We start from the raw sequence: 25,654 nt of genomic DNA, 5'->3' as shown, positions 1-25,654 counted from the left end.
GCAGATGAGCTTTCTGGCGAAGGGCAAGGGATAGGACCGCTACGCGGTCTGCGTCAGGCTTGCAGCCGATCGCGCGCGACCGACAGTCGAATGACGAGGCCACCCGCTTTCCAGTCTCGATGGATTTCGCCGCCGAGCTGGCTACGGACCGTGGCGCGACCGAGAATCGTGCCGAAGCCGTCCCCGTCAGCGCCCTGCATTACGGGCGGGCCGTCTCGCTCCGTCCAGGTGAGGATGAAGGTGTCACCGTCCTCTTCGCACGCGATCTCGACGCAGCCCTTGTCGGTCGACAGTGCCCCGTATTTTGCGGCATTGGTCGCAAACTCGTGCAGCAGCAGCGCAAAGCTCGTGAGGGCGCCCCCGGAGATGGTCGCGTCGGGGCCGCTTACGACCGCATGGGGTGTGCTTGCGTCTGCGCCGCGATCGTACGGCGCAAGGATCGTCTGCAACAGGGTATGGAGAGTGGTCGCCTGCTCGATGCGGTCCGACGCCTGGGACGTCCGCGGCACCGTCAAGGCATGAGCCCGGGCGAGCGCTACCAGCCTCTGAGACACTGCCGTGGCGAGCTCAGCCGGTGTCGTCGCCCTTTTCGCGCTCAGCGACACGACGCTGCTGGCCAGCGCGAAGAGGTTCTTGATGCGATGATCCATTTCTCGAAGGAGAAGGTGCTGCTGCTCTTCCGCGCGCCTGCGCTCGGTTATGTCACGCGCGATCTTGGAGGCCCCGATCACCTGGCCAGCGCGATTTCGGATTGGCGACACCGACAAGGATATCTCGACAAGGCTCCCGTCCTTGCGCCGGCGGACGGTCTCGTAGTGGTCGATCTTCTCACCCCGTCGAAGCCGGGCGAGGATGTTCGGCTCCTCATCGGCTCGATCCATTGGTATGAGCATGGTGACCGAGCGGCCGATGGCTTCTTCGGCAGTATAGCCGAAAAGCTGCTCGGCTCCGCGGTTCCAGTCGGTGATCGTACCGTTGAGATCCTTTGCCAGGATGGCATCATCGGATGATTCGACTATAGCTGCGACCCGCTGCACGGCTTCGTCGGCGACAGCAGCGTCCGATTGATCGACGAGCATGTTGACCGCACCGACCAGCGTGCCCTCGGCGTCGAAGATCGGGGTCGGAAAGGCCCGGAACAGGACCCGGCGGCCGTCCGGTCGCTCGGCAACTGCTTCGAGCCCTCGCACCGGGCGCCTTTCGCGCAGGGCCATGGCCATAGGACATTCGTCATGTGGCAGGGGCGTGCCGTCCGGCCAATATAGCTTCCAGGAGCCGCAGAATTCGCTCTTCCCGAGCTCCGGCTTCACTCCCCACAGCTCGGCGGCCGCGTCGTTGTAGAAGGTTATCAGGCCCAATGCATCGGTCGTATAGACGGCTTCCGGTAGAGCCTGAAGGATGTGCTCGAGCGCCACGTTCGCTTGGATTGCGAAGGCTGCGGATTGTCGTTGCGCCTCGTTGCGGGGCCTGGTTAACGGTGTCTCGTCCTGGCTCAGGGGCTTGTTCATGCGACACTTTTTGCGAAGTTCGTGACCATCAACATTCCCATTGGCTCTGGCCGCTGTCGCGGCTGAAGGTAAGGCCGCCCGTAAGGCGAAGTTTAAATTTAGTGGATGCAGGGGCGGTTTGGTAGGGGCAGTCGTCAAAGCAGTCTGAATTTTACGACAGGGGCGGAGATACAGCGTCTTCACCTTAATCGTGTTCCGATGCAGGTCAGGAATATAGGTGCCGCGCCTGCGCAGTCCTTTTTGGCGGCAAACCGCGAGGGTCGGGCGTGGGCGGTCATGATTGTGAACATCACGTCCCTGGCGCTAAGGCTGGTCGCGAAATGCATTTGATCGCCCAGAGGACCTGGCGGCGGGCGTGGCCGAAGCGCGGTCGGAAACAGTCGGCTTCGGCGATCTGCGTTTTTGGCCGGCGACGCGCCACGGGATCAGCCTGAACCGCGGCAATCGAGGTTCTCGCAACGGCAAGTGCGGCACCGCCGAGGTCGCGGAAGCAGGCCGCAGCCGCTCACGATGGCCGTGATAGTTCTTCCTTGGAGTGAGCCGGACACGCGGTATGTTTGCGGATTTCAGCGGGCTTAGCCGGCTGTTCGGCAAGGGATTGGCGCTCGTCAACCGGCCAATGGTTGCCCTGAGTCGACAGGCAATTCATGGTTCTGGCGGAAGCACTGCATTTCAACTGCCAAGCGGCAGCAGGCCTGGACGGTCGAGGCCGCCGGGCGAAAGGGTGAATATCTCGCAGCCGCCGGCCGTGACACCGACGGTATGTTCGTATTGCGCCGAAAGCGACCGGTCGCGCGTGACCGCCGTCCAGCCATCGGCAAGCACCTTCACATGTGGACGGCCGAGATTGATCATCGGCTCGATCGTGAAGATCATGCCTTCACGCAACTCCGGACCCTCGTTGGCCCGACCGTAGTGCAGGATGTTTGGCGAATCGTGGAAGAGGCGGCCAACCCCATGGCCGCAGAAATCGCGGACGACCGAGCAGCGCTCGTTTTCTGCGTAGGTCTGTATCGCCTCGCCGATCGCGCCCGTGCGCGCGCCGGGGCGGACGGCGGCTATGCCGCGCATCAGCGCTTCATGCGTGACTTCGAGGAGACGCTCGGCGGCACGCTTGATCTGCCCGACCGGATACATGCGGCTGGAATCGCCGTGCCAGCCATCGAGGACGAAGGTGACGTCGATATTGACGATGTCGCCTTCGCGAAGCGGTTTTGCGTCCGGAATGCCGTGGCAGACGACGTGGTTGATCGAGGTGCAGGTGGATTTCGTATAGCCGCGATAATTGAGCGTCGCGGGCTGGGCGCCGTTGTCCATGCCGAATTCGAAGACGAACCGGTCGATCGCGTCGGTCGCAAGCCCCGGCCTGACGATCGCCGCGAGTTCGTCGAGGCAGCGGGCGGTCAACTGGCACGCCTTGCGCATGCTCTCGAAGGCCTCGGGACCATAGAGCCGGATGGCGCCGGTATTCTTCGGCGGCGCGGAGGAGGCTTCGATATAATTCACCATTGCAGGGCCTTAGCGGAGATTGTCCTTATCGTACATAATGCAGCTATGCCGCGTTCGTCCATCGCGATCAACTGCTGCCAAGAGATTTGTACCACTTCGATACTGTCCATCGGTATGCCTTTCCAGCCACGCGGTCGGTTCACCCGGGTTTTGCGTCTTGCGCTGAACTTGGAACGGCGCGCTGGAAACTGCCGCGTTGAAGTGAAATATATGGCGCTTCCCGGCGCCATGCTTACAGAACCGGATTTATCGAGGACTTGCCCTAGCTTTTCTGATTGGACACAAGCAAAACGCGGCGAGACATCATGAGCGAAACGCGACGCAAGCTGACCACCATCTTCTCCGCCGACGTGCAAGACTACACGCGCCTGATGGGTGCGGATGAGGAGGGCACGCTGGCGATGCTGAAGCGGTATCGCGATGCGATGTCGCGGCTCATCGCGTTGCACGGAGGGCGGGTGATCAATACCTGGGGCGATGGATTGATCGCCGATTTTCCGAGCGTCGTCGAGGCGGTTCGTGCGGCAGTCGACGTTCAGAACGAGCTTGCGGGCATGAACGCTACGCGGCCGGCGGATGGTCGCATGCTGTTTCGGATCGGCATCAACCTCGGCGATGTGATCGTCGAAGGCGACGATCTCTATGGTGACGGCGTCAATATTGCCGCTCGGCTGCAGGCGTCTGCCAACGCCGGCGGGATCGTGATATCGAATACCGTCTACGATCAGGTCCGCAACAAGGTGGCCGTCGGTTTCGATTTTCTCGGGCCTCTGGTGGTGAAGAATGTCACGGAACCCGTGCCGAGTTATGCCGTGCGCATCGGCGAAGGCATAAAGAGCGCACTGCAGCCGGAGGCTCCAGCGAACCGCCCGGACGCTCCGGCAACGACCAATTGGCCGCTTGGCGCAAAGGCTCGCAAGTTGTTTGGTCTGATCGCCTTGTTGAGCGCTGTGCTGGTCGTCATCAATCTTTTCTCCTGGCGGGGCGTCTTCTGGGCGGCATGGCCGCTTCTTGCCTTTGCTGTCCTGACGGCAATGATATGGGTGCGGCATCAGAACCGCGTCGATCGGGCCATTGCCGTCCTCGGCGTCGCCGGGCTCGGCATGATCGCGATCAACCTTTTATCGTGGCACGGGATATTCTGGGCGATATGGCCAGTTCTAGGCCTAGCAGCCGCTGCCGGCGTTCGATGGGTGATGCGAAACTGACTTAAAGAGTGCATTTGGCCGTGACTATGAGGCGGCGTTGCCAGTGTTGCGAGTTGCGTATCTTGCCACGCTGCTCGATGATCGACGAAAGACATCATGACAACGGAAAAGTTAGATCAGTTCCGGGACATCATTCTCAGCGCGTATCCGGACTTGGCCACATCGACTTTCGAGCTCGCCCCGGTAGGCTGGGATTCGATCGCCGTTGACGTCGATGACCGGCTGATCTTCAAGTTTCCCCGCAATGAGGTCGCACAAAAGGCGCTTGTGAGGGAGGCCGCACTGCTTGCTGTCGTGCGACCCAGGGTCACAATGGCCGTCCCGGAGCTGCGCATTTTCGAGTGAGGTCAGCACCTGTTTTCTCTCCATGAGAAGCTGATGGGCGAACATCTGCTCACGGCCGATTATGACAGGCTGCCGGAAGATTCGCGCCAGCGCCTTGGCGATGCATTGGGGCAGTTTTACATCGAACTTCACGGGCTCGATAAGGAGCAAATGGCGGATGCCGGCGCCGCGCCGATCGGTGCATGGCAAAGCCCTGCAACGCTTCGCGGCAAAGCCGTGCCGGCCCTTCCGGCCGAACTGCGCGGCGTGGCCGAGGCTATCATCGCAGAATTCGAGCGGCTTGCGCCCGATCCCCATGGGCAGACCTATGGCTTTTTCGACGGCCATGGATGGAACATGGCTTTCGACCCTGTGCGGGGCCGCCTCAATGGCATCTACGATTTTGCTGATTCCGGCTTTGGTCCGGTCCACCAGGAGTTCATCTACTCGAACTTCATATCGCCGGATCTCACGGAGAGGATCGCTGCGGCTTATGAAAAGGCGTCGGGCCGGACGCTCGACCGGCGCCGTATCGCGATCCTCACCAGTATTCATCGGCTGTCGGAATTGGCAGAGCTACCGGATGATTCCCGCCACACTTTGGCAATGACCCACCATACCGTGATTTGGCTCGAGACGATGTCGGGCCTCGGGTACGCTTCAAGCTAATGAGCGAAAGAGGCGGCGGAGACGACTTCAGACAACGGAACCAAAGAACCGAGCTGCGATGCTGGAGACTTCGTCGTGAACAAACCGCCGATGCCTTCGGCATTCGTGATTATGTCCGGTGCCAGTTTCCGGCCCTGCGGCGTCTGGACCGATCGCCATCCCGCGAGGCGGTGCTTAGCTTCGCTTCGAAAATAGCGATGCGAGACTTGGACGTGGAGAGGGCGGGTTTTTCAGGCGCGGCACGACCACGAGACGTTTGACTTCGCCGCGCTTGAAGGCGGCAAGGAAGCGCCGGTAGTCCTTGAACGAGATGCATCCGTTGGAATCGCCTCGTTTGCCGAGCATGTAGGTATGGGCGAGCAGACCGACACGACCGTGGATCTTCTGCGGGCCGCCGATGGGATGGAGGCGGATCGCCTCGACGCCATGGAAAAGTGCTTCGCGCATGGCGAGGTCATAGGTGTGCGGCGGAGTGGGACCGCGCATCTTCTTGTCGGCGAAGCGCGGCTTGTCGCGCATGGCACCGAGGCCGGAATGGGCTTCGAGCCTTTCGCCGTTCGGCAAATAGACGATGCTGGCCTCGATATCGTAGATCGCCACGCCATTGCGGGCGCTGGGCATCAGGGCCGGCTTGGCGAATGCCGGCATCTCCTCGTCGTCATCTTCCGTTCGCGCATAGGCAAGAGCCGGTCCGGCTTCGGGCGCGTCGATCTTCGGCTTTCCGGGACGTGCCATCGGCAGCGGAATATCGGTACCAGGCGCCAGAACGAGCCCGAAAGGCTCGTCGGACGTTGTCGTTTCGGCGGAGGCGAGTTCGACAGGAGCGGCAGTGGGTATCGGCTTTGCAGAAGGAAAGCTTGCAGCAAGCGCGAGGCCCAAGGCCGGTGCAACCGGCTTGGCCAAGGCGGTCTGGAGCGGATAATCAGGTGCCGGAAGTGCCGCAGGCGCGGTGACCGGCGAAACAGGTGCGGCGCTTGCAAGCACCTGCGCCTGCTGCTTCAGCGCTGCAGCCATCGCCGCGCTGTTGTTGCGCATCGCAAGCAGCGACAGCCCGCGACGCTGCATGAGAGCGACTATATCCTTGGAGGATTTCGGCGAGAGTTCGCCAACCATGCGGTCGGAAACCGTTGTCTGGCCCGGAAGGCGCGAGAACTTTTTGATGCGGATCACCTGATGCGCAGGAACGTGCGGAACCGGCGTCCGGGCGATCGCGACATCGGCGATCGTCGCAACTGCGGTCGGTTGCGGCATTGCGGAGGTGTGCATGGCTGCGATAGAGGCGATCGTCCAGGCGGACAGAGCGACCGCGATACCAATTGCAGCAGTTCCGGAAATGAGCCGGAGGGGTCTGGTTGAGCGAAAAAAAGCCCAGCCGAAAGGGTTGACGCCTTCACGCGTCTCAACAGCAAACGCCATACTACTCGGTTTCCCAACGCGTCACATTACCGGCGGTTTACGCGGAACGCCCTTGCCGGAGCCGGTAATGAAGCAAGAGGGCCAAAATGAGGCCCCGATGCGACTTGCCGACTACCTGGAAGCATGACGCAGTATGGTAACGAATTCCTTTACGGGATTATCTTGCCGGTTTTTGCGATGCGGTCACCAAGGAACTGCGGCCGTCGACTACGAGCCTCATCGCCTTTCATGAAGGCGTTTGCCTTGCGAGGCGCGCTGTCATGCGCGCTCCATGACGTAGCTGCCCGGTGCTTCCTCGATGGCGTTGAGCGCCGTGCCGCCGGGTTTGCGCGCGGGCACGCGTTCAGCATCCCTGGCTTCGATCCAGGTGTGCCAGTGCGGCCACCAGGAGCCGGGGTTTTCCTCGGCCTTGGCGAGCCAGGTGTCGTAATCGCCCTTTGGCGGACCGCCGGTCCAGAACTGGTATTTCTTTTTGTCGGGCGGGTTGACGACGCCGGCGATATGGCCGGAGCCGGCCAGCACGAAATCGACTTTTCCGCCGAAGAACCGGCTGCCGAGGAAGACGGAATTCGCAGGAGCGATATGGTCTTCGCGGGTCGCCAGATTGTAGACCGGGATCTTCACGTCCTTCAGCGATACGGTCTTGCCGCCAAGCATCATTTCGCCGGCAGTGAGCGCATTCTTTAGATAGCAGTTGCGCAGGTAGAAGGCGTGGTTGGCGGCCGCCATGCGGGTGGAGTCGGCATTCCAGAAGAGCAGGTCGAAGGGCATCGGCATTTCGCCCTTCAGGTAGTTGTTGACGAAATAGGGCCAGATCAGCTCGGAGGCGCGCAGCATGTTGAAGGCGGTCGCCATTTTCGAGCCGTCGAGATATCCGGTCGCCTGCATATGGGCCTCGAGTGCTTCCAGCTGCTCCTCGTCGACAAAGACCTTGAGGTCGCCCGCATGGGTGAAATCGACCTGGGTGGTGAACAGGGTCGCCGTCTTGATGCGCTTGTTTTTCTCCTTGGCGTGCAGTGCCAGTGTTGCCGCAAGCAGCGTTCCGCCCACGCAATAGCCGACGCTATTCACATCCTTTTCATCGGTGGCCTTCTCGATCGTTTCAAGCGCGAAATCGATGCCCTCGCGGGCGTAGGCCGTCCAATCCTTCCCGGCATGGCGGGCATCAGGGTTCACCCATGAAATGACGAAGACCGTATGGCCCTGGTCGACGCACCATTTGATGAAGGATTTCTGCGGGTTGAGGTCGAGGATATAGAATTTGTTGATCCACGGCGGGCAGATGAGAAGAGGGCGTTTCAGCACCGTATCCGTGGACGAATCATACTGGATAATCTGGCAGATGTCGTTTTGCGCGATCACTTTGCCCGGGGTCAGCGCCATGTCCCGACCAACGGCGAATTTTGTCATGTCGGTTTGGCGCAGCTTCAGGTCGCCGCGACCGGCCGCAATGTCCTCCGCGAGCATCTTCATGCCGCGCACGAGGTTTTCGCCGTTGGTCGCGATCGTTTCGCGGTAGAGCTGCGGATTGGTGGCGACAAAATTGCTCGGCGAAAGGGCAGCAGTGATCTGCTTCACGTAGAAGCTCGCCTTATGCCTCGTATGCTCGTCGAGTCCTTCTGTCTGGGCGACGATCTTCTCTGCCCAGTCGGCGGTGATGAAATAGACCTGACGCAGGAAATCGAAGAAGGGGTTCTTCTGCCAGTCGGCGTCGGAAAAGCGCTTGTCCTTGCGATCGGGCTCAGGTTCGCCAGCCTCGCCCTGCAAGCGTTGCATCGAGCGCATCCAGACGCCGAAATAGCTGCTCATCAGCTGTGTTTGCGCCTCGAAAGTCCGGCGCGGATCCGACATCCAGTACTCGGTGACCTTGGAGAGCGTCTTGACCATGTCGGTCATCGGCGCGGCGAGCCGGTCGTTGGTTTCCCCGCTCTTGCGCGGCGCAAGCCAGACGGAGGCCGCCTTGCCGAGATTTTCCAGCGCGCGGGCAATGTTCACCGCCATCGCCTCTGGATCCTTCAACAGGTAAGGATCGAGATTCGGTTCGAAACCGGGGATTTTCGCCTTCCCGCCATTTTCCTGCTTGCTGTCGGTCACGCGTCTCCTCCGGCGGCAGCAATCCTCTTGCAAATCAAGTTGTACATCGTCCCGGATCGATAAAACAAGTTCAACACGAGTGAACTCGTGCTATTGCTTTGTTGCTGCGACAAATTTAACAGTCGCTGAGGCTTCAGGATTTGGAAGATCTGGCATGACGACGAACGGCATCTTAGGCATCGCACTCGCAACCCGCACGGCACTCGCTGCCGCGGCCGCAGCGATGATGCTTGCTGGATGCTCATACACGCCCGAGCAGAAGGCAGCCGCCGCGGCGCGGCGCGCGCCTCCCACGGCCGTCGTCATGACCCCGACCAAGGGCGAGGAGCCGGCACAAAGCAGCCTTTCCCACTATCCGGACGGCTATCCGAGCTTCGGCGCGCCGCTGACTGCAGCAAATGCCCAGATGAGCAATGAGGAAGCTGCAAGCTTGGGGCAGAAGCTTTCGGCATTGCGCGTCCAGCGCAAGGCAGGCACGATTTCGGAAGCCGAGTATCAGCGGCGGGTGGTCGAATACCGCAAGCTTGCCGCCGAGCACGGCACAGACGCGCTCTCTGCAATCGGCAATTAAGTCTTGCCTTTCAGGTGATTTGGACGCAAAGCCTTCCGCAACTGGCGGGAGACGCAATTTTCCCGATAATACGCGTCTGTCGCGGCCGTTCGCCAAAGATTCGCCGCGGGACGAAAGTCTGATCAATACGGCGTTTGCGATTGTGAAGTTCGTGTCGCAGGCAGCCGGGAACAAACGAGCTTCGAGCGCGGTCGTGGTGGCCGCATTTCCATGGGGAAAGAGATGGAAGAGTTTCACAAAGTCCGGCGTTTGCCGCCTTACGTTTTCGAACAGGTCAACCGTTTGAAAGCGAGCGCGCGAGCGGGCGGCGCCGATATCATCGATCTCGGCATGGGAAATCCGGATCTCCCCACTCCTAAGGCGATCGTCGATAAACTATGCGAGGTCGTCCAGGATCCGCGCACGCACCGCTATTCCTCCTCCAAAGGCATTCCCGGCCTTCGCCGGGCACAGGCCGCCTATTACGCCCGCCGTTTCGGCGTGAAGCTCAATCCGGATACGCAGGTCGTCGCGACCCTCGGCTCGAAGGAAGGCTTCGCCAACATGGCGCAGGCGATCACCGCGCCGGGTGACGTCATCCTCTGCCCGAACCCGACCTATCCGATCCATGCCTTCGGCTTCCTGATGGCAGGCGGCGTGATCCGCTCGATCCCGGTCGAGCCGGACGAGAACTTCTTCCAGCCGCTGGAGCGGGCCGTCCGCCACTCGATCCCGAAACCCTTGGCGCTGGTCCTGAACTATCCGTCCAACCCGACCGCCCTTGTCGCGACGCTCGATTTCTACAAGGATGTCGTTGCCTTCGCCAAGAAGCACGACATCATCGTGCTGTCGGACCTCGCTTATTCGGAAATCTACTTCAATGGCGAGCCGCCGCCATCCGTCCTGCAGGTTCCTGGCGCCATGGATGTCACCGTCGAGTTCACCTCGATGTCGAAGACCTTCTCGATGCCCGGCTGGCGCATGGGTTTTGCGGTCGGCAACGAGCGGCTGATCGCGGCTCTGACACGCGTCAAGTCCTACCTAGACTACGGCGCCTTCACGCCGATCCAGGTAGCGGCGACGCATGCTTTGAACGGTGACGGTTCCGACATCGCAGAAGTCCGCAACGTCTACAAGCGCCGGCGCGACGTCATGGTCGAAAGCTTCGGCAAGGCCGGTTTCGACGTGCCGCCGCCGGCAGCCACGATGTTTGCCTGGGCGAGGATCCCGGAAAAGTTCCGTCATCTCGGTTCGCTCGAATTCTCCAAGCTACTCGTCGAAAAGGCTGATGTCGCGGTCGCACCGGGCGTCGGCTTCGGCGAGCAGGGCGATGATTACGTGCGTCTGGCGCTCGTGGAGAACGAGCATCGAATCCGCCAGGCTGCCCGCAACATCAAGAAGTTCCTGTCGACGGCCGACGAGACGATGCATAACGTCATATCGCTCAATGCGCACCGCTGACATCTTCACACCTCAACGGCAGCCGCTCTTTGGCGGCTGCCTCTCATAAAACACGCAGGATCGTTTCATGACAGACGCCCTCAAAATCGGCATTGCGGGCCTTGGCACCGTCGGTGCTTCGCTCGTCCGTATCATTCAGAGCCGCAGCAATGAGCTTGCTGCCACGTGTGGGCGACCGATCCTGATCACGGGCGTTTCGGCTCGCGACAAGACAAAGGACCGCGGCCTTCATCTTGCCGGCGTCGAGTGGTTCGACCGGCCGGAAGACCTGGCTGAAAAAGGAGATATCGACGTTTTCGTCGAACTCATCGGCGGCGCCAACGGACCGGCCAACAGTTCGGTGCGCGCCGCCCTCGAACGCGGTCTCCACGTGGTGACAGCCAACAAGGCGCTGCTTGCCTATCACGGCGTCGAGCTGGCGACGATCGCGGAAGAAAAGGGCACACTGCTGAATTTCGAGGCCGCCGTGGCCGGCGGCATTCCCGTCATCAAGGCGCTGCGAGAATCGCTGACGGGCAACACGATTTCACGCATCTACGGCATCATGAACGGCACCTGCAACTACATCCTGACCAAGATGGAGAAGGAGGGGCTGTCCTTTGCAGATTGCCTGAAGGAAGCACAGCGTCTCGGCTATGCCGAAGCCGATCCGGCCTTCGACATCGAGGGCAATGATACGGCGCACAAGCTCTCGATCCTAACGACGCTTGCCTTCGGCAACCAGATCGCGGCTGACGACATCTACCTTGAAGGCATAACGAATATTTCGATCGAGGATATCCATGCGGCGGCCGAGCTCGGCTATCGCATCAAGCTGCTCGGCGTCGCGCAGCGCACCGATACCGGCATCGAACAGCGCGTGCACCCGACCATGGTGCCAGTCGATTCGGTCATTGCCCAGGTGGATGGCGTCACCAACGCTGTGGCGATCGAATCCGACATTCTCGGCGAACTGCTGATGGTTGGCCCCGGTGCCGGCGGCAATGCGACTGCATCCTCGGTGCTTGGCGATATCGCCGACATCGCCAAAAGCCAGCCTGGCGCGCAGCGCGTACCGGTTCTCGGCCATCCGGCAAAGGCGCTGGAGTCCTACCGCAAGGCTCGGATGCAGAGCCATGAAGGCGGCTATTTCATCCGCCTGACGGTGCTTGACCGCACCGGCGTTTTTGCGAGCGTCGCGACGCGCATGGCAGAAAACCACATCTCGCTGGAGTCCATCGTGCAGCGGTCGCAACAGCATCTGGCGCCTTCGCACCACCAGACCATCATCCTCGTCACCCATGCGACGATGGAGGATTCCGTGCGCAAGGCTGTTGCTTCTATCAAGGGCGAGGGCTACCTCGTCGGCGATCCGCAGGTGATCCGCATCGAGCGCCCCAAAGAAGATTGAGAACCCGTCTTCCTTAAAAGAACTGAGGAGCGAGGCATCCGGGGCACTCGTCCACAGCTAACACGAGCCTTCGTGTCCAAAATCGTTGTGTGCTCCACCAAAGCCACATAAATCTGCCGACAGCGCTCCGGTCCCGGGGTGGTGACAAGCGATGGCGATCAGAGGGTATTGTGGATATAGCCGCCGATCCGGTACAGCGGGCATTCCTGGGGGTGGAGAAATCCGTCCTCGATAACCGCTGGGTGTCGCGCCTGGATCAGGCCGGACAGAACCGAGCGCTTGCCATATCCCAGGTGCACGGGCTGCCGGATTTGATTGCGCGCGTACTCGCCGGACGGGGTGTCGGGGTCGACGAGGCCCTGGAATTTCTCGATCCGACGATCCGCAGCCTGATGCCTGACCCCTATACGCTTACGGATTGCGAGAAAGCGGCCAGACGTCTGGTCGAGGCGATCGGGCGCGGCGAGAACGTTGCAATCTTCGGCGACTATGACGTCGATGGCGCGGCTTCCTCGGCGCTGATGTATCGTTTCCTCACGCATTTCGGCGTGAGAGCCAATATCTACATTCCCGATCGCATCTTCGAAGGCTATGGACCCAATCCGACGGCGATCGATCAGCTGATCGACAACGGCGCACAACTGATCGTGACCGTCGATTGCGGCTCGACCAGCCATGAAGCGCTAGGAGCTGCCGAAAAGCGGAACATCGACGTCGTCGTCATTGATCACCACCAGGTGACACATGATCTGCCGCACTGTCATGCTCTGGTGAACCCGAACCGCGAGGACGATCTTTCCGGGCAAGGGCATCTTTGCGCTGCGGGCGTCGTCTTCCTTGTGCTGGTCGCGGCGCTGCGGCTGCTGCGCGAGACGGGCGACAAGCGAGTTACGGGGATCGACTTGCTGCATTGGCTCGATATCGTGGCGCTTGCGACGGTCTGCGATGTCGTGCCGCTTAAGGGTCTGAACCGTGCCTATGTCGTCAAGGGCCTGGTCGCTGCGCGCCACCAGAGCAATGCCGGGCTCACGGCACTTTTTCGCAAGGCGGGCCTTTCCGGACCGGTGACGCCCTACCATTTCGGCTTTCTCATCGGTCCGCGCATCAATGCCGGCGGCCGTATCGGCGACGCGGCACTTGGCAGCAGGCTTCTGACGCTGGACGATCCCGGCGAGGCGGAGGTTATCGCCCAGCGGCTGGACGAGCTCAATCGCGAACGCCAGGCGATGGAAGCGGCGATGCTGCAGGAGGCCGAGGCAGAGGCGCTTGCCGAGTATGGAGACGGCGAGGGCGCTTCGGTGATCGTCACCGCACGGGACAAGTGGCATCCGGGCATCGTCGGCCTGTTGGCTGCGCGGCTGAAGGAGAAATTCAAGCGTCCGGCTTTCGCCATCGCTTTCGACCCGTCGGGTCGCGGAACGGGCTCGGGCCGTTCGATCAACGGTTTCGACATGGGCAGGATGGTGCGCGCGGCCATGGACGAAGGCCTGCTTCTCAAGGGGGGCGGTCATGCGATGGCTGCGGGCTTGACCGTCGAGCGTGAAAAGCTCGGAGCCTTGCGCAACTTCTTCACAGAACGTGCCGAAAAAACCGTGTCGGCGCTGGTCGCCAATGAGACGCTGAAGATCGACGGCGCAATCGGCGCCAGCGGGGCCACGATCGAACTGATCGACCGGCTGGAAACGGCCGGGCCCTACGGCTCGGGGCATTCGCAGCCGATCTTCGCGGTGCCCGCGCATCGTCTGCGCGACGCAAGGATGGTCGGCGACAAACATGTGAAGGTAACGCTTGAGGCGATGGACGGCTCCCGCCTCGACGGCATCGCTTTCCGCGCCGCCGACACCTCTCTCGGCAACCTTCTGCTCAATTCCCGCGGGGCGAGCCTGCATGTCGCGGGAATGCTGGGCGCCGAGCATTATCAGGGCGCGAGACGCATCCAGCTGCGTGTCTGCGACGCAGCGCCGGCGCGGTAGTCACCGAGCGGGCTCACCAGTCGGAGGAGAGTTTCGTCAGATATTGTCCGTAGGCGCTCTTGCCGAGCCTTTCGGCGAGCTTGGCAAGCTCATCCTGGGAGATATATCCCATGCGCCAGGCGACTTCCTCGGGACAGGCGATCTTGAAGCCCTGACGTTTCTCCAGCGTGCTGACGAAACCTGCAGCGTCGAGGAGGCTGTCCGGTGTGCCGGTGTCGAGCCAGGCATAGCCTCTGCCCATCACTTCCACGAAGAGTTGTCCGCGCTCGAGATATGTGCGGTTGACATCGGTGATCTCCAATTCACCGCGCGGCGACGGCTTCAGATTGGCGGCGATGTCGACCACCTGCTGATCGTAGAAATAAAGGCCGGTCACCGCCCAGTTCGATTTCGGCTCATTGGGCTTCTCTTCGATCGACAGCGCATTCATCTTCGCGTCGAAGCCGACGACGCCGTAGCGTTCCGGATCAGTGACGTGATAGGCAAAGACCGTCGCGCCTTGAAGGCGGCTGGTGCCGGATTTCATGATTTCCGGCAGGCCGTGGCCATAGAAGATGTTGTCGCCGAGCACCAGTGCCGAGGTGTCGCCATGTATGAAGTCGGCACCGATGATGAAAGCCTGCGCGAGGCCGTCAGGCCTCGGCTGCACGGCATAGGTCAGCGAGATGCCCCATTGCGATCCGTCGCCGAGAAGGCGCTTGAAGGCTTCGACGTCTTGCGGTGTGGTAATGATCATGAAGTCCCGGATGCCGGCAAGCATCAGCGTCGTCAGCGGATAGTAGATCATCGGCTTGTCGTAGACCGGCATCAGCTGTTTCGAGACGGCCTGGGTGATCGGGTGCAAACGAGTCCCAGTACCCCCGGCGAGAATAATACCCTTCATCCAAATCTCCCTAGAAGCCTTTGTTAAGAATGACCTGCATGACAATCCTCATGGATTGCTTCCAGTCCGCCAGGCGCAGTCCATATCGGGTGGCGAGCTTCTCACAGCTGAGGCGTGAATTGGCCGGACGCTTCGCCGGCGTCGGATAGTCCGCCGTCGTGATGCGTTCGACGCGAATGCTCTTGCCGCCAAGTTTGTGAAGTTCGACGAATATCTCCTCGGCGAAATCCGCCCAGCTCGCTTCACCGCTGCCGGTCAAGTGAAAGGTGCCGCGGAGCGATGGTGCCGGGTCCGTGACGAGACGGGATGCGATCGCAAGGATCGCGTCGGCGATGTCGAGCGCAGAAGTCGGGCATCCGGTCTGGTCGGCGACGACGCGGAGATGATCGCGCGTCTCGGAAAGCCGCAGCATCGTTTTCAGAAAATTGGCGCCGAAGGGCGAATAGACCCAGGCGGTACGCAGGATGACGTGATTCGGGTTTGCCGCCGCCACGGCCCGTTCACCCGCAAGCTTCGACTGCCCGTAGACGGAGATTGGCCCTGTCATATCCTCTTCGGTATAGGCTGACGGCTTGTCGCCACTGAAGACATAGTCGGTCGAAATGTGGACGACGGGCACACCGATTCGCGCGGCAGATTCGGCAACCGCTGCAGCACCTGCCGCGTTGACGGCAAAAGCGAGGTCGGCATCGCTCTCGGCCTTGTCGACCGCCGTATAAGCGGCAGCCGAGACAATGACATCGGGATTTACGATCGAAAGGGCAGCGGCAATGCTGGCGGGATCGGCAAGATCCATTTCCGGACGCCCGACCGCGATGATTTCGACACCCTTCCCAGCGCCTCGCCTGAGCAGAGACTGGACGACCTGGCCCTGCTTGCCGGTGACGGCAATGCGCATCGCTATCACCCCTTGAAGACGCCGAGGCGTTCACCGGAATAGACGTTTTCGCGCAGCGGCCGCCACCACCATTCGTTTTCGAGATACCAGCGTACGGTCTTCTCGATACCGGTTTCGAAGGTTTCCTCAGCCTTCCAGCCGAGTTCGCTTTCGAGCTTGGAGGCATCGATCGCGTAGCGTGCGTCGTGTCCGGGGCGGTCGGTGACGTTGGTGATCAGCTGCGCGTGCGGGGCATTTTCCTTGTAGACGCAGTCGAGTATGGCGCAGATGCGCTGAACGACGTCGATGTTCCGGCGCTCATTGCGGCCGCCGACATTGTATTTCTCACCGGGGCGGCCACGGGAGGCGATGGTGTAGAGCGCGCGGGCGTGGTCTTCTACGTAGAGCCAGTCGCGGACATTGGCGCCGTTGCCGTAGACCGGCAGCGGCTCGCCTTCAAGCGCATTCAAGATCATCAGCGGGATGAGCTTTTCCGGGAAGTGATACGGGCCGTAGTTGTTGGAGCAGTTGGAGACGACCACCGGCAGACCGTAGGTGCGGTGCCAGGCAATTGCCAGATGGTCGCTGGCGGCTTTGGAGGCCGAATAGGGCGAGGACGGATCATAGGAGGTTGTCTCCTCGAAAAGACCCTCGTCGCCGAGCGAGCCGTAGACTTCGTCCGTCGAGACGTGCAGGAAGCGAAAGGCACTCTTCCCACGGGCATCAAGGCCCTCCCAATAGAGCCGTGCGGTATCCAGCAGGCTGAACGTCCCGACGATGTTGGTCTGGATGAAATCGGCAGCTCCCGAGATCGAGCGGTCGACATGGCTTTCGGCGGCGAGATGCATGACGATGTGCGGGCGGAAGGAGGCGAATGCCTCCTGGATCTTGGCGCGATCGCAGATGTCGGCGCGCAGGAACTGGTAGTTAGGCGACGCTTCGATGGGCGCCAGGGATGCCAGATTACCGGCATAGGTCAGCTTGTCGACATTCAGCACCTCGGCGCCGATCTCGCCGACGAGATGGCGCACCAGTGCCGATCCGATGAAGCCTGCTCCGCCCGTCACCAGTATGCGCATCCTCATCAATCCTCGGGTTGTTTTGCTGAATAGGAAAAGAGCTTGGGCAAGTCGGCCAGCCGCGGCAACGTCCTGTCCTTGTCGGACAGCACGATGGCTTTCTCGTCTATCGGCCAGCGAATGCCGATAGCCGGGTCGTTCCACGCGATACCGCGGTCATGCTGCGGGTTGTAGGGGGCGGTCACCTTGTAGCTGATGATGCTGTTGGGCTCGAGCGTGGCGAAGCCATGCGCAAAGCCGGGCGGCACCCAGAGCTGCGTGCCGTTTTCCAGCGAGAGCTCCCGGGAGAGCCAGTTGCCGAAGCTCGGTGAGCCGGTACGGATGTCGACGACGACATCCATGATACGGCCGGCAAGGCAGCGCACCAGCTTTGCCTGTGCGAAGGGAGGTATCTGGAAATGCAGTCCCCGGACGGTTCCGGGCGCAGCAGAAAACGATTCATTGTCCTGGATGAAGGTGACGTCGGCCACATTTTGCCGGAACCAGGCATCCTTGAATACCTCGGAAAAATAGCCGCGGTGATCGCCGAAGCGTGGCGGCGTGATCGCGACAATGCCCTCGATGGCAGTGGTCTCAATACGCATGACTACCTTTCTGCCGTTCTCATCGAACGTCCTTCATGAGGTTCATTAGCATTTCTGCCTGCGAGCGTCCTTTCATAGCCGCGAAACCCTTCGCGGCTATGGTATTGCGCTCATCGGCATCTGCAATCAGCTTGTGGCAGCGCTCGATCATGGTGTCGTAGGGCTCGATCGCCAGACCGCCGATGAACGGCTGGAGGTCCGGATCGCGGGTGTCGCCTTCGCTCAGCACGCAAACGCAGTTGGCGAGCAGATAGGAAATCCGCACGATTTCGAAGACGCCGCTCGAATAATGATGGATGTTGATGACGATCTTGGCGCGGGCAATGGCCGCATCGCGTTCCGCACCATAGATGTTGAATAGATGTGCGACCTTCAGCCCTCCCTGTTCCAGAGTCTTCAGGATATGGTGGCGACGCTCGTTCATCGAGCCGTAAAAGAGGACGTCGATATCCTTGACGGGGGCGTGCTTTATCTGGCTGAGGCAGCCGCTGTAACCGATTTCCAGCACGCCTGCGTGTTCGATGCCCTTGGCTGCGAGGTTTTCCCGATTGCGCGGGCTGTAATCGAGAACCGGCAGCGACTTCAGGATCGTGGTGTAGCGCGGATTGATCCAGATGCTTTCCTCGGAGACTTGCTCGAGATTGATGACGACGCTGTCCTTGGGTAGATGTCCAACGATTTCGGCAGGGAGAAGATTACCCCCGTAGATGATCGGCGCACGGCCCGCGAAAGCGTCCATGTCGCGAACGATCGGTGCGGAGCCGCCGAGTTCCTCGAAGGCGCCCTGCAGGCCCAGCGCGACCTCGTCGAAGGCGTGGCTATGATTGTAATTGGCGGGTGTCACGATCCAGATGCAATGACGGTCCTTGTGCTTCTGCCATCCGCCCGCAAAGGGCTGCATTGCGTTGCGGAGCGCCGGCTCGATCTTCGCTACGGTAGGCGCCGCGGGTATTTGAGCATGTACGGCTTCCCGTTTCATTGGGGAGGCACCTGAAGCCTGCGGAGCATAGGCGCGTATCAATTCGCGGCCACCGATGAACTGGCCGCGCGGCATCCAGGCAGGGGGGTCGTCGGCGCCCCAGATGAGATGCGGCTGCTTGATCAACGGCTGGCGGCGCTCCTGCCAGGAGGTCAGGAGAGCTTGGTCACGACTTTGCAGAAAGGCCTCCTTGGCGGCGAAGAGACTATGCAGCATACGGCCAAGGCGGACGCCGAACTTCCACTCGAAATCGGCGACTGTCGGTACGAAGGCGGTGATCTTCAATCCTGTGGTGACAGCCTGCTGGACATAAAGACCGAGCAGACGCTCGATCACAAAGGGACGCATATTCGCGCTGGCATCGCGTGAGTAGTGGGCCGCACCTGCATAAGCGGTGCCCGCCGCCGTGCCGAGCCGCGCTTCGTTTTCCAGCGATTCGAGAATGCGTTCGCAAAAGGCGAAATACCCGGACCAGAATTTCCGGTTGCCGCAGAAATAGTTGCAGAACATGAAGGCTGTCTTGTCCTGCGGCGGCGCGATTGGAAGACCGAGCTTCTGGATGTGCAGGAAGATCGGCTCCATGCCGGGATGGCCACCGAGCAGAGAATGTTCCCAGACATTGCTGTAGATTGCCGCATGGCCGATCAGCGGATTATAAAGATACGCATCGGCACCTTCCGCCCTGGCCTTTTCCGCCTCGGTAACGAAGGAGGGGAAGCTGGTGACGGACTTCATCTCGAATTTGCTGGAAAGCAGCCCCCAGAACACGTCGTCGCCGAGGCCGATCGCACCATGATGTTGATGCAGGATACGGAAGAGCTCGTATTCGCGAGTTGAAGCCTGCGTATTGAATGAAATGTCGAGCGGCACTGCAGCTTTGTCAAGCTGGCCGCGTTGCGAAGGATCGAGATAGGGCTGATAGACGATGACCGATCCGGTGCTGGCAGCTTTTTCCGTGAGAGACGCCAGATCAGGAAGGTCGGCCGGCAGAGCGGAAATGGGCTGATTGATCGTCAAGGCATCGTCCTTCGCGCATGGCTGCCGTCTCCGTGATTGATGAAACGGCATTCGGTCTTTTCTGGGTGCGACTATTGGACGTGAAGCTTGCGCCACACTGTTCGCGAGGACTTTTGCTGGTCAGCCTGGGAACAGGTTGAAGCATGATGTTGGACCAAGCCCAATTTGCGCGATATGCCCAACCTTCGGACGGCGGTCATGAAAAACGAAAAGATCTTTGTAACGAGGCCCAGCTTGCCGCCGCTCGAGGAATTCATTCCATCGCTGGAAGCGATCTGGAACAACCGCATCCTGACCAATGGCGGACCATTTCATCAGCAATTGGAGCAGGAACTGTGCAGCCATCTCGGCGTCAAGCATATCAGCCTGTTCTCCAACGCCACCGTTGGGCTGCTGACTGCACTTCAGGCACTGCGCATCACCGGCGAGGTCATCACCACGCCTTATTCCTTCGTGGCCACCTCGCATTCGCTTCTGTGGAACGGCGTGAAACCCGTCTTCGTCGATATCGATCCGGTAACGCTCAATCTCGATCCGGCAAAGATCGAGGCGGCAATCACCCAACAGACGACGGCGATCATGCCGGTGCATTGCTATGGCCACCCTTGCGACGTCGATTCGATTCAGAAGATTGCCGATCTTTACAATCTCAAGGTCATCTATGACGCCGCCCATGCCTTCGGCGTTGAGGACGGGCGGGGAAGCATCCTCAATCACGGCGACCTTTCGGTCCTGAGCTTCCATGCGACGAAGGTTTTCAACACTTTCGAAGGCGGGGCGATCATCTGCCCGGACGCGAAGACGAAGACACGGATCGACCAGCTGAAGAACTTCGGTTACGTCGATGAAGTCACCGTGGTGGCGCCGGGCACGAACGGCAAGATGAGCGAATTCAACGCCGCGCTCGGCCTGCTGCAGCTGAAATACATCAAATTCGCGCTTGAAAGCCGCGAGGTGATCGACCGCGCCTATCGCGAGCGGCTTGGCGGCATCGCGGGGATCGAATGCCTGGACCGTTCCGGCGAGACGGTGTCCAACTTCTCCTATTTTCCGATCCTCGTCCGTCCCGGCTATCCCATTTCGCGCGATGGACTGTATGAGCGGCTGAAGGAGAACGGCATTCACCCGCGTCGCTACTTCTATCCGCTGATCTCGACGTTCTCGATGTATCGCAGTCTGCCATCCGCACAGCAATCGAACCTGCCGGTCGCAACTGCAGCCGCCCAACAGGTGCTTTGCCTTCCCATTTATCCGGACATGGGGATGGAGATCGTCGATAAGGTCTGCACGCTGATCGAGTCGGCCTAGAGCACGATATTCGACTGTCGCCCGGCGGCGGATTGAAAGACCTGCGGCGCGAGATCGCGCAAATAGCAGGCCGGTGGCTCGTTTGTTTCAGAGGTCAGAGCAAGCTCCGTCCCAGCGGATTGGCGCTGCCTATGAAATTTGCAGGTTACGCATCGTGGACGGTTGTTCATCAGGATGCGGCGTTATCATAGATCACGCGCCGCATCCTTTCATTCTCATAGGCGCTTGGCTAGAGCGCCAGTTGCGGAGCCCGGACTTCGATCCGCTCCTTACCCGAGCGGAATATGCCTTGCGGCTCAACCTCGACCCATCTGTTTTCGAGCCGCGAGCATTCGATTGCTTCCAGCAGCCGCAGTCCTTCCTCCGCCTCCTCGAGTCCGAGCACATAGGGATGGGCCAGGCGTGCGGAATTTGCCCTGCATTGCAGCAGGGAATCGGCAAGGTCGGCATAGTAATTCGCAAAGGCTTCGATGAAGCCTGACGGATGGCCTGCCTTGAAGCGCTCATAGCGCGCATCATTGGCGATCACGATGTCCGGGCTGGCCCGATCGAGGATCTGCTTGCGGCCGTTACGGTCGTAGAAATAGGCGACTTCGGGGACTTCCTGGTGCCATTCGATCGACGCCTTGGAGCCGTAGAGCCGCACTCGCAGGCCGTTGCGCTGCCCGAGCGCGGTCTTGCCGTACCACATACTGCAATGCAGGCCGCCGGCGCAGCGCACGAGCGCATGGACATTGTCGAGCACCTGCGGAAAGTTGCCGAAGCTCTGGCTGGTTGCGCACACTTCTTCCGGCTTCCGCTGCGTCAGGAAGTACAAAAGCGAATGCACATGAACGCCGAGATCGAGCGAGACCGTTGGCACGATACCGTCGTGCAAGCGCCAATCCTGCGGCGTCATCGGCGTCCCGTCGCGTCGGAAACGGAGGAAGGTCTCCTGCGGCATCTCGATATGGATCTGCTGCAGATCGCCGAAAATTCCGTGCTCGACCATGCTGCGGATTTCGCGAAGCATGGGATATCCCGTGTAGTTGTAGGTCACGGCCAAGAACCCTCCGTTCGCGCGGGCTGCGCCGATCATCCGGGCTTCGGCACTCGAACCGGCAAGGGCCTTTTCGCAGATCACCGAGACGCCCGCCTCGAGCGCTGCGACGACTTGCTTCGTATGCTGTTGAGTCGGCGTCAGCACGACAAGGGCGTCGATATTGCCGGCCTCCTTGGCAAGCAGAGTGTCGAAGTCGGCGTGGCAATGTTCCGGCAGGATGCGATACTGCCGCGCAGTCTCCCGATTGATGTCGTCGTGGCGGCTGAAGCAACCGGCGACGAGATCGAATTTCTGATCAAGCTCGATTGCATCGCGATGGGCGCGACCCACGGCAGAATTGACGGCACCGCCTAAAAAAGCGAGGCGCAGCTTCTCGGGTACTCCCAGTCTTGAGCGGATCATGCGAGATCTCCCTGCATCGTTTGAAGTGAAATGAATGTCTTGAAGTCCGGCGTCACCTTCAGCATCTCATCGCGCGTCCCGAAGCGTGCGTAGAGGATGGCGAGCTTGTCGAACGGCGCCGAGTTCATCGGTTTGCCGGTGGTCTTGAGCTGCAAGATGCGGACATCGGATGACGGAATGGAGTGCGAGAAGGAAAACGGCGTCGACGGCGTGTCGGAAGTGATCGTGTGACGCCCGAAGAACAGCGGTGGATCGAAGCGCGGGGTGACCGAGAATGCCTCGCCGAGCAACAGCGTTATGACGAGGTCGGCATAATCGATGCCGAGAGACTGGTCTACGAGCGAACCATAAAGATCGCCGGGGCAGCGCCGCATGCATTCGATGATCCAGACATCGTCGCCATTCGACAGGAACTGCGTGTGGATCAGGCCGTCCTGTAGTCCCAGCAGCTTGACGACGCGCGCCATGATGGCTCGCGTCTTCGAGCGAACGGTTTCGAAAAGGCGTGAGGGATGGTTCGATGAATCGACCTGGTAGGGATAGACCGTGCAGTATTCATCGACGAAGACGTCAAACACGATCTCCTGATCTTTGATGAAGGCTGAATGGCTGTGCAGGCTGCCTTCGATGAACTCCTCGATGACGACCCCGGCAGAGCGCGAGTTCCTTCTGGCATCGGCGACGGCGGCGGCAAGTTCTGCTCTGTCAAAGATCTTCGTGACGCCGCGGCCGCTGAAACTATCGCTCGGCTTCACCAGCAGCGGATAGCGCAGCGCCCCGGTCTCGATTGGCGAATCACCCTGCAGGCGCACCGAGCGCGGGGCAGGGATATCGTTCCGTTCGGTAAAGCGACGGAATGCATGCTTCGTGTGAATGATGGTTGCGGTTTCCATGGAATCGAAGCGCGGAAATCCGAGTTTTCCGGCAACGAAAGTTGTCGACATGTAGGCGACGTCATTGCCCGTCGGCACGATGAAGTCGAAATCGCCTTTTTCGACGAGGGAAAGCAGCGCGTTCGGATCGCTGTAATCAATGAAATGCGATTGATCCGCATGAGCGTGGCATGGTTCATCCGGTCGGTTTCCGCACACGGAAATATGCAGGCCGCGCCTTTTCAAAGCGAACAGAAGAGGAACTGCGCTGAAGTTACTGCCGACGAGCAATGCTCTCTTGGTCATTCTCAAATCCACTCCACGCCTCAGATGCGCTGACGATGGCCTGTTGGAACGGCACAGCCGATAACAGGGTGTGCAGTCGCACGTCGTCCGTTTTCGATATGCGAAAGGCGAAAACGGACGCGATGGCGAGAGTCATAGGATGCGGGCGTTACCTGAGGCTTGCCGCCTGAGGCCGGACGGCGTCAGACTTCATTTCCGTGGCCGCTACCTTGTTTGTGGGAAGCAGTCGGGCCGCCTTGTTAAGCGGGTTACCATCTCATACGCTTTCAGCCGTGATTCCAACCTCCGCATCGGCCAGAGATGCAGACTGCAGCTGCGAAAAGAGACACCGCGCAATGAACGAAAAACTGCCTGATCTGATTGAAGGCGAGCGTATCTTCTTCCAAAAGGTGTTTGAACGGCAGTCCCGCGCGACAATGGAGATGCGGGAGCAATGGCGCGCGGAAACGATTCTTCAGCGAAGAAGACGCGTGTCGTCAGAGATCTACGATCTTCTTGGCGGGGTGGTGAAATATGGTCCGTTCAAGGGACTTTCGCTTGCGAAGAACAACTGGTGGGGCGGTGGCGACTTCGGGTCGATGCTCTTGGGCCTCTATGAGAAGGAAATATTGGATTTTCTCTTCTCCGAAAGATTGGATGGCTTTGAGAGCTTCGTCGATGTCGGGGCCGCCGATGGATACTACGCAATCGGCATGCTTCGGTCGGCCAGGGTGAAGAACGCCGTCTGCTTCGAGTTGAGCGAGGAAGGGCAGCGCACCATTGCATCGAATGCCGAGTCGAATTCGACCTCGGACAGGATCCAAATTTACGGGGCCGCAGACAGGCGGTTCTATGAAAAGCTCAGCCACCTTGATCTGTCGAAAACAATCGTTCTCGTCGACGCCGAGGGTGCGGAATTCGAAATCTTTGACGACGTTTCTTTGGAGGGCCTGAAACAGGCGATGATCGTCATCGAGATCCATAACTGGGTTGAGGATTTCTGGGAAAAATATACACGGTTCCTCTCCTCGGCCTCAGCGCTGTTCAATGTCGAATTCATAGCTCCTGCAGCCAGGGATCTGACGCAGTTTCAGGAATTGAACGATTTCACCGACGACAACCGCTACCTCATTTGCTCCGAGGGCAGGCCAAACGTCATGCGCTTCATGGTCTTGACACCCAAGGGCTGATTGCGCCGGGAGGCCTGGAGCGCACAGAACGCTTCAGCCTCTCATTCAGGCACCGGCCTTGCCTTCCGATCTTGCCGATACAGCGACCGAGCTCCAGAAGTCTCGGGTGAAGAGATAGCCGAATTCCTTCTCCTCGCGCTCCATCTTGAGCTTGGCATTCAGGATATCGTGCAGCTTCGGCAAATTGTAATAGGGAACGGACGGCAGCAGATGGTGCTCGGCGTGATAATTCATGTTGGCATAGAAGAAAGCGACCGGTACCGGCAGATTGACTGTTCTTGAAAAGAGAAGCGCGCTTTCGTCCTTGTGGTCTTCAAGACCGATGTGTTGGGCAAGCGCCAAAACGCGATTGGGGAGCGATGCGACGAACGGCGTGATGAAAAACATGACGGTCAGGGCAGGCGACCGTGTCGCCAGGAAAAACAAGACCAGGCAGCTGGTGTTGAGCGCAAGCATGGAGATCGCGTCGGATTGTGCTTCGCGTCGCTCGGGGGGCATCAGTCTCAGTCGGATGCCTTTGCCGAAGTACGCTTCGTAGCCGAAGGCATTGCAGAGCGCATAGAGGATCCGCCTGCAAAGGCTCTGATAATCAAGCAGGACGAGGCGCGACGCACCCAGCCAGTCGAGCGGAAAATCGCGATAGATTTCGATGTCATCCTCATGAAAAGTGGACGCGTGGTGGAACTGATGGCTCTTTTCGAAATAGCTCGGATTGTTCCAGGTCAAATAGGAAAACAGCTTGAAGAACAGTGTATTCAGCAATTTCCTGCTGAAGACCTTCTTGTGAAACAGTTCATGGCCGATGCCGGCATAGCCGGCGAACTGCCATAGGCCAGCGTTGATATAAAAGGCTGCGAAGGCAAGCGCGGGAAAGCCGCCTTCCCATGCGCGGATCATCGCGAAAAGCAAGCCGGCATGGATGCCGATCCTGAGTGCGAGGTGGCACCAAGCGATCGGGTCGTTCGACGCCGTGAGTTCCCGGAACTCGTCCTTCGTCAAAAGGCTGCCGATTTTGATCTCGCTCGCCCCCATGT

The 25,654-nt window shown here is 60.0% G+C and carries 19 protein-coding genes and 1 pseudogene; 8 read left to right on the top strand and 12 right to left on the bottom strand.

The window, feature by feature from the left end; all coding sequences use genetic code 11:
• Window positions 1-53: 53 nt before the first annotated feature.
• Window positions 54-1,508: a PAS domain S-box protein gene (locus EV130_RS27165; protein ID WP_132662257.1), complete on the bottom strand. Its 1,455-nt coding sequence runs from the start codon at window positions 1,506-1,508 to the stop codon at window positions 54-56.
• Between the two features lie 672 nt (window positions 1,509-2,180).
• Window positions 2,181-3,017, bottom strand: coding sequence for a type I methionyl aminopeptidase (gene map / locus EV130_RS27160; protein WP_074061130.1), 837 nt, complete (start codon window positions 3,015-3,017; stop codon window positions 2,181-2,183).
• A 305-nt stretch (window positions 3,018-3,322) separates the two neighbouring features.
• Here map and EV130_RS27155 point away from each other — a divergent pair, with 305 nt between their 5' ends.
• Window positions 3,323-4,225, top strand: a complete 903-nt coding sequence (locus EV130_RS27155; protein WP_132552609.1) for an adenylate/guanylate cyclase domain-containing protein — start codon at window positions 3,323-3,325, stop codon at window positions 4,223-4,225.
• A gap of 96 nt (window positions 4,226-4,321) precedes the next feature.
• Window positions 4,322-5,218 (top strand): annotated as a pseudogene (locus tag EV130_RS27150) (phosphotransferase family protein).
• Between the two features lie 174 nt (window positions 5,219-5,392).
• Here EV130_RS27150 and EV130_RS27145 read toward each other — a convergent pair.
• Together EV130_RS27145 and phaC are read right to left on the bottom strand one after the other, a co-directional pair.
• Window positions 5,393-6,634: a DUF2778 domain-containing protein gene (locus EV130_RS27145; protein ID WP_132662255.1), complete on the bottom strand. Its 1,242-nt coding sequence runs from the start codon at window positions 6,632-6,634 to the stop codon at window positions 5,393-5,395.
• 258 nt (window positions 6,635-6,892) lie between these two features.
• Entirely contained in the window at window positions 6,893-8,728 is a 1,836-nt protein-coding gene (gene phaC / locus EV130_RS27140; RefSeq protein WP_074061134.1) for a class I poly(R)-hydroxyalkanoic acid synthase, read from the bottom strand.
• A gap of 154 nt (window positions 8,729-8,882) precedes the next feature.
• On the opposite strand from phaC, the gene EV130_RS27135 reads away from it, so the two are divergent.
• From EV130_RS27135 to recJ, 4 genes are all read left to right on the top strand, one after another.
• Window positions 8,883-9,299, top strand: coding sequence for a hypothetical protein (locus EV130_RS27135; RefSeq protein ID WP_074061135.1), 417 nt, complete (start codon window positions 8,883-8,885; stop codon window positions 9,297-9,299).
• Between the two features lie 222 nt (window positions 9,300-9,521).
• A complete protein-coding gene (locus EV130_RS27130; protein WP_074061136.1) occupies window positions 9,522-10,739 on the top strand; it encodes an LL-diaminopimelate aminotransferase in 1,218 nt (405 codons plus the stop codon).
• A 67-nt stretch (window positions 10,740-10,806) separates the two neighbouring features.
• Window positions 10,807-12,129, top strand: coding sequence for a homoserine dehydrogenase (locus EV130_RS27125; RefSeq protein ID WP_074061137.1), 1,323 nt, complete (start codon window positions 10,807-10,809; stop codon window positions 12,127-12,129).
• A gap of 170 nt (window positions 12,130-12,299) precedes the next feature.
• Window positions 12,300-14,102, top strand: a complete 1,803-nt coding sequence (gene recJ / locus EV130_RS27120) for a single-stranded-DNA-specific exonuclease RecJ (RefSeq protein ID WP_425375529.1) — start codon at window positions 12,300-12,302, stop codon at window positions 14,100-14,102.
• Between the two features lie 13 nt (window positions 14,103-14,115).
• Here recJ and rfbA read toward each other — a convergent pair whose 3' ends face one another.
• Genes rfbA through EV130_RS27095 form a run of 5 tightly spaced genes read right to left on the bottom strand, consistent with a single transcriptional unit; the run spans window position 14,116 to window position 19,521 of the window.
• Complete coding sequence (gene rfbA, locus EV130_RS27115) at window positions 14,116-14,985, bottom strand: glucose-1-phosphate thymidylyltransferase RfbA (RefSeq protein WP_132662253.1); 870 nt, start codon at window positions 14,983-14,985, stop codon at window positions 14,116-14,118.
• A gap of 10 nt (window positions 14,986-14,995) precedes the next feature.
• Complete coding sequence (rfbD, locus tag EV130_RS27110) at window positions 14,996-15,883, bottom strand: dTDP-4-dehydrorhamnose reductase (RefSeq protein ID WP_132662251.1); 888 nt, start codon at window positions 15,881-15,883, stop codon at window positions 14,996-14,998.
• Window positions 15,884-15,888: 5 nt separating this feature from the next.
• Window positions 15,889-16,941 (bottom strand): dTDP-glucose 4,6-dehydratase, encoded by a 1,053-nt coding sequence (rfbB, locus tag EV130_RS27105; protein WP_132662249.1) that lies wholly within the window; start codon window positions 16,939-16,941, stop codon window positions 15,889-15,891.
• A gap of 5 nt (window positions 16,942-16,946) precedes the next feature.
• Window positions 16,947-17,525 carry a dTDP-4-dehydrorhamnose 3,5-epimerase gene (gene rfbC / locus EV130_RS27100; RefSeq protein WP_132662247.1) on the bottom strand — a complete coding sequence of 193 codons (579 nt, stop codon included), beginning with the start codon at window positions 17,523-17,525 and terminating at the stop codon, window positions 16,947-16,949.
• A gap of 19 nt (window positions 17,526-17,544) precedes the next feature.
• Window positions 17,545-19,521, bottom strand: a complete 1,977-nt coding sequence (locus EV130_RS27095) for a CgeB family protein (protein WP_132662245.1) — start codon at window positions 19,519-19,521, stop codon at window positions 17,545-17,547.
• Between the two features lie 198 nt (window positions 19,522-19,719).
• Between EV130_RS27095 and EV130_RS27090 the strand changes: the two genes are divergently transcribed.
• A complete protein-coding gene (locus EV130_RS27090) occupies window positions 19,720-20,829 on the top strand; it encodes a DegT/DnrJ/EryC1/StrS family aminotransferase (protein WP_132552601.1) in 1,110 nt (369 codons plus the stop codon).
• Between the two features lie 229 nt (window positions 20,830-21,058).
• On the opposite strand, the gene EV130_RS27085 is transcribed toward EV130_RS27090, so the two are convergent.
• Window positions 21,059-22,273, bottom strand: coding sequence for a Gfo/Idh/MocA family protein (locus tag EV130_RS27085; RefSeq protein WP_132662243.1), 1,215 nt, complete (start codon window positions 22,271-22,273; stop codon window positions 21,059-21,061).
• The gene (locus EV130_RS27080) at window positions 22,270-23,451 is read right to left on the bottom strand and encodes an ATP-grasp domain-containing protein (protein ID WP_245520127.1); all 1,182 of its coding nucleotides are present in this window, start codon (window positions 23,449-23,451) and stop codon (window positions 22,270-22,272) included. Before EV130_RS27080 ends, EV130_RS27085 begins: the two co-directional genes overlap by 4 nt.
• Before the next feature lie 335 nt (window positions 23,452-23,786).
• Here EV130_RS27080 and EV130_RS27075 point away from each other — a divergent pair, with 335 nt between their 5' ends.
• Window positions 23,787-24,620 carry a class I SAM-dependent methyltransferase gene (locus EV130_RS27075; protein ID WP_132662241.1) on the top strand — a complete coding sequence of 278 codons (834 nt, stop codon included), beginning with the start codon at window positions 23,787-23,789 and terminating at the stop codon, window positions 24,618-24,620.
• A gap of 45 nt (window positions 24,621-24,665) precedes the next feature.
• Here EV130_RS27075 and EV130_RS27070 read toward each other — a convergent pair whose 3' ends face one another.
• A complete protein-coding gene (locus tag EV130_RS27070; RefSeq protein ID WP_132552597.1) occupies window positions 24,666-25,652 on the bottom strand; it encodes a fatty acid desaturase family protein in 987 nt (328 codons plus the stop codon).
• Window positions 25,653-25,654: the final 2 nt, after the last annotated feature.

Origin of the sequence: Rhizobium azibense, from assembly GCF_004342325.1 — a bacterium.
GTDB classification, from domain to species: domain Bacteria; phylum Pseudomonadota; class Alphaproteobacteria; order Rhizobiales; family Rhizobiaceae; genus Rhizobium; species Rhizobium etli_B.
This window is presented reverse-complemented; position numbering and strand designations above follow the sequence as displayed.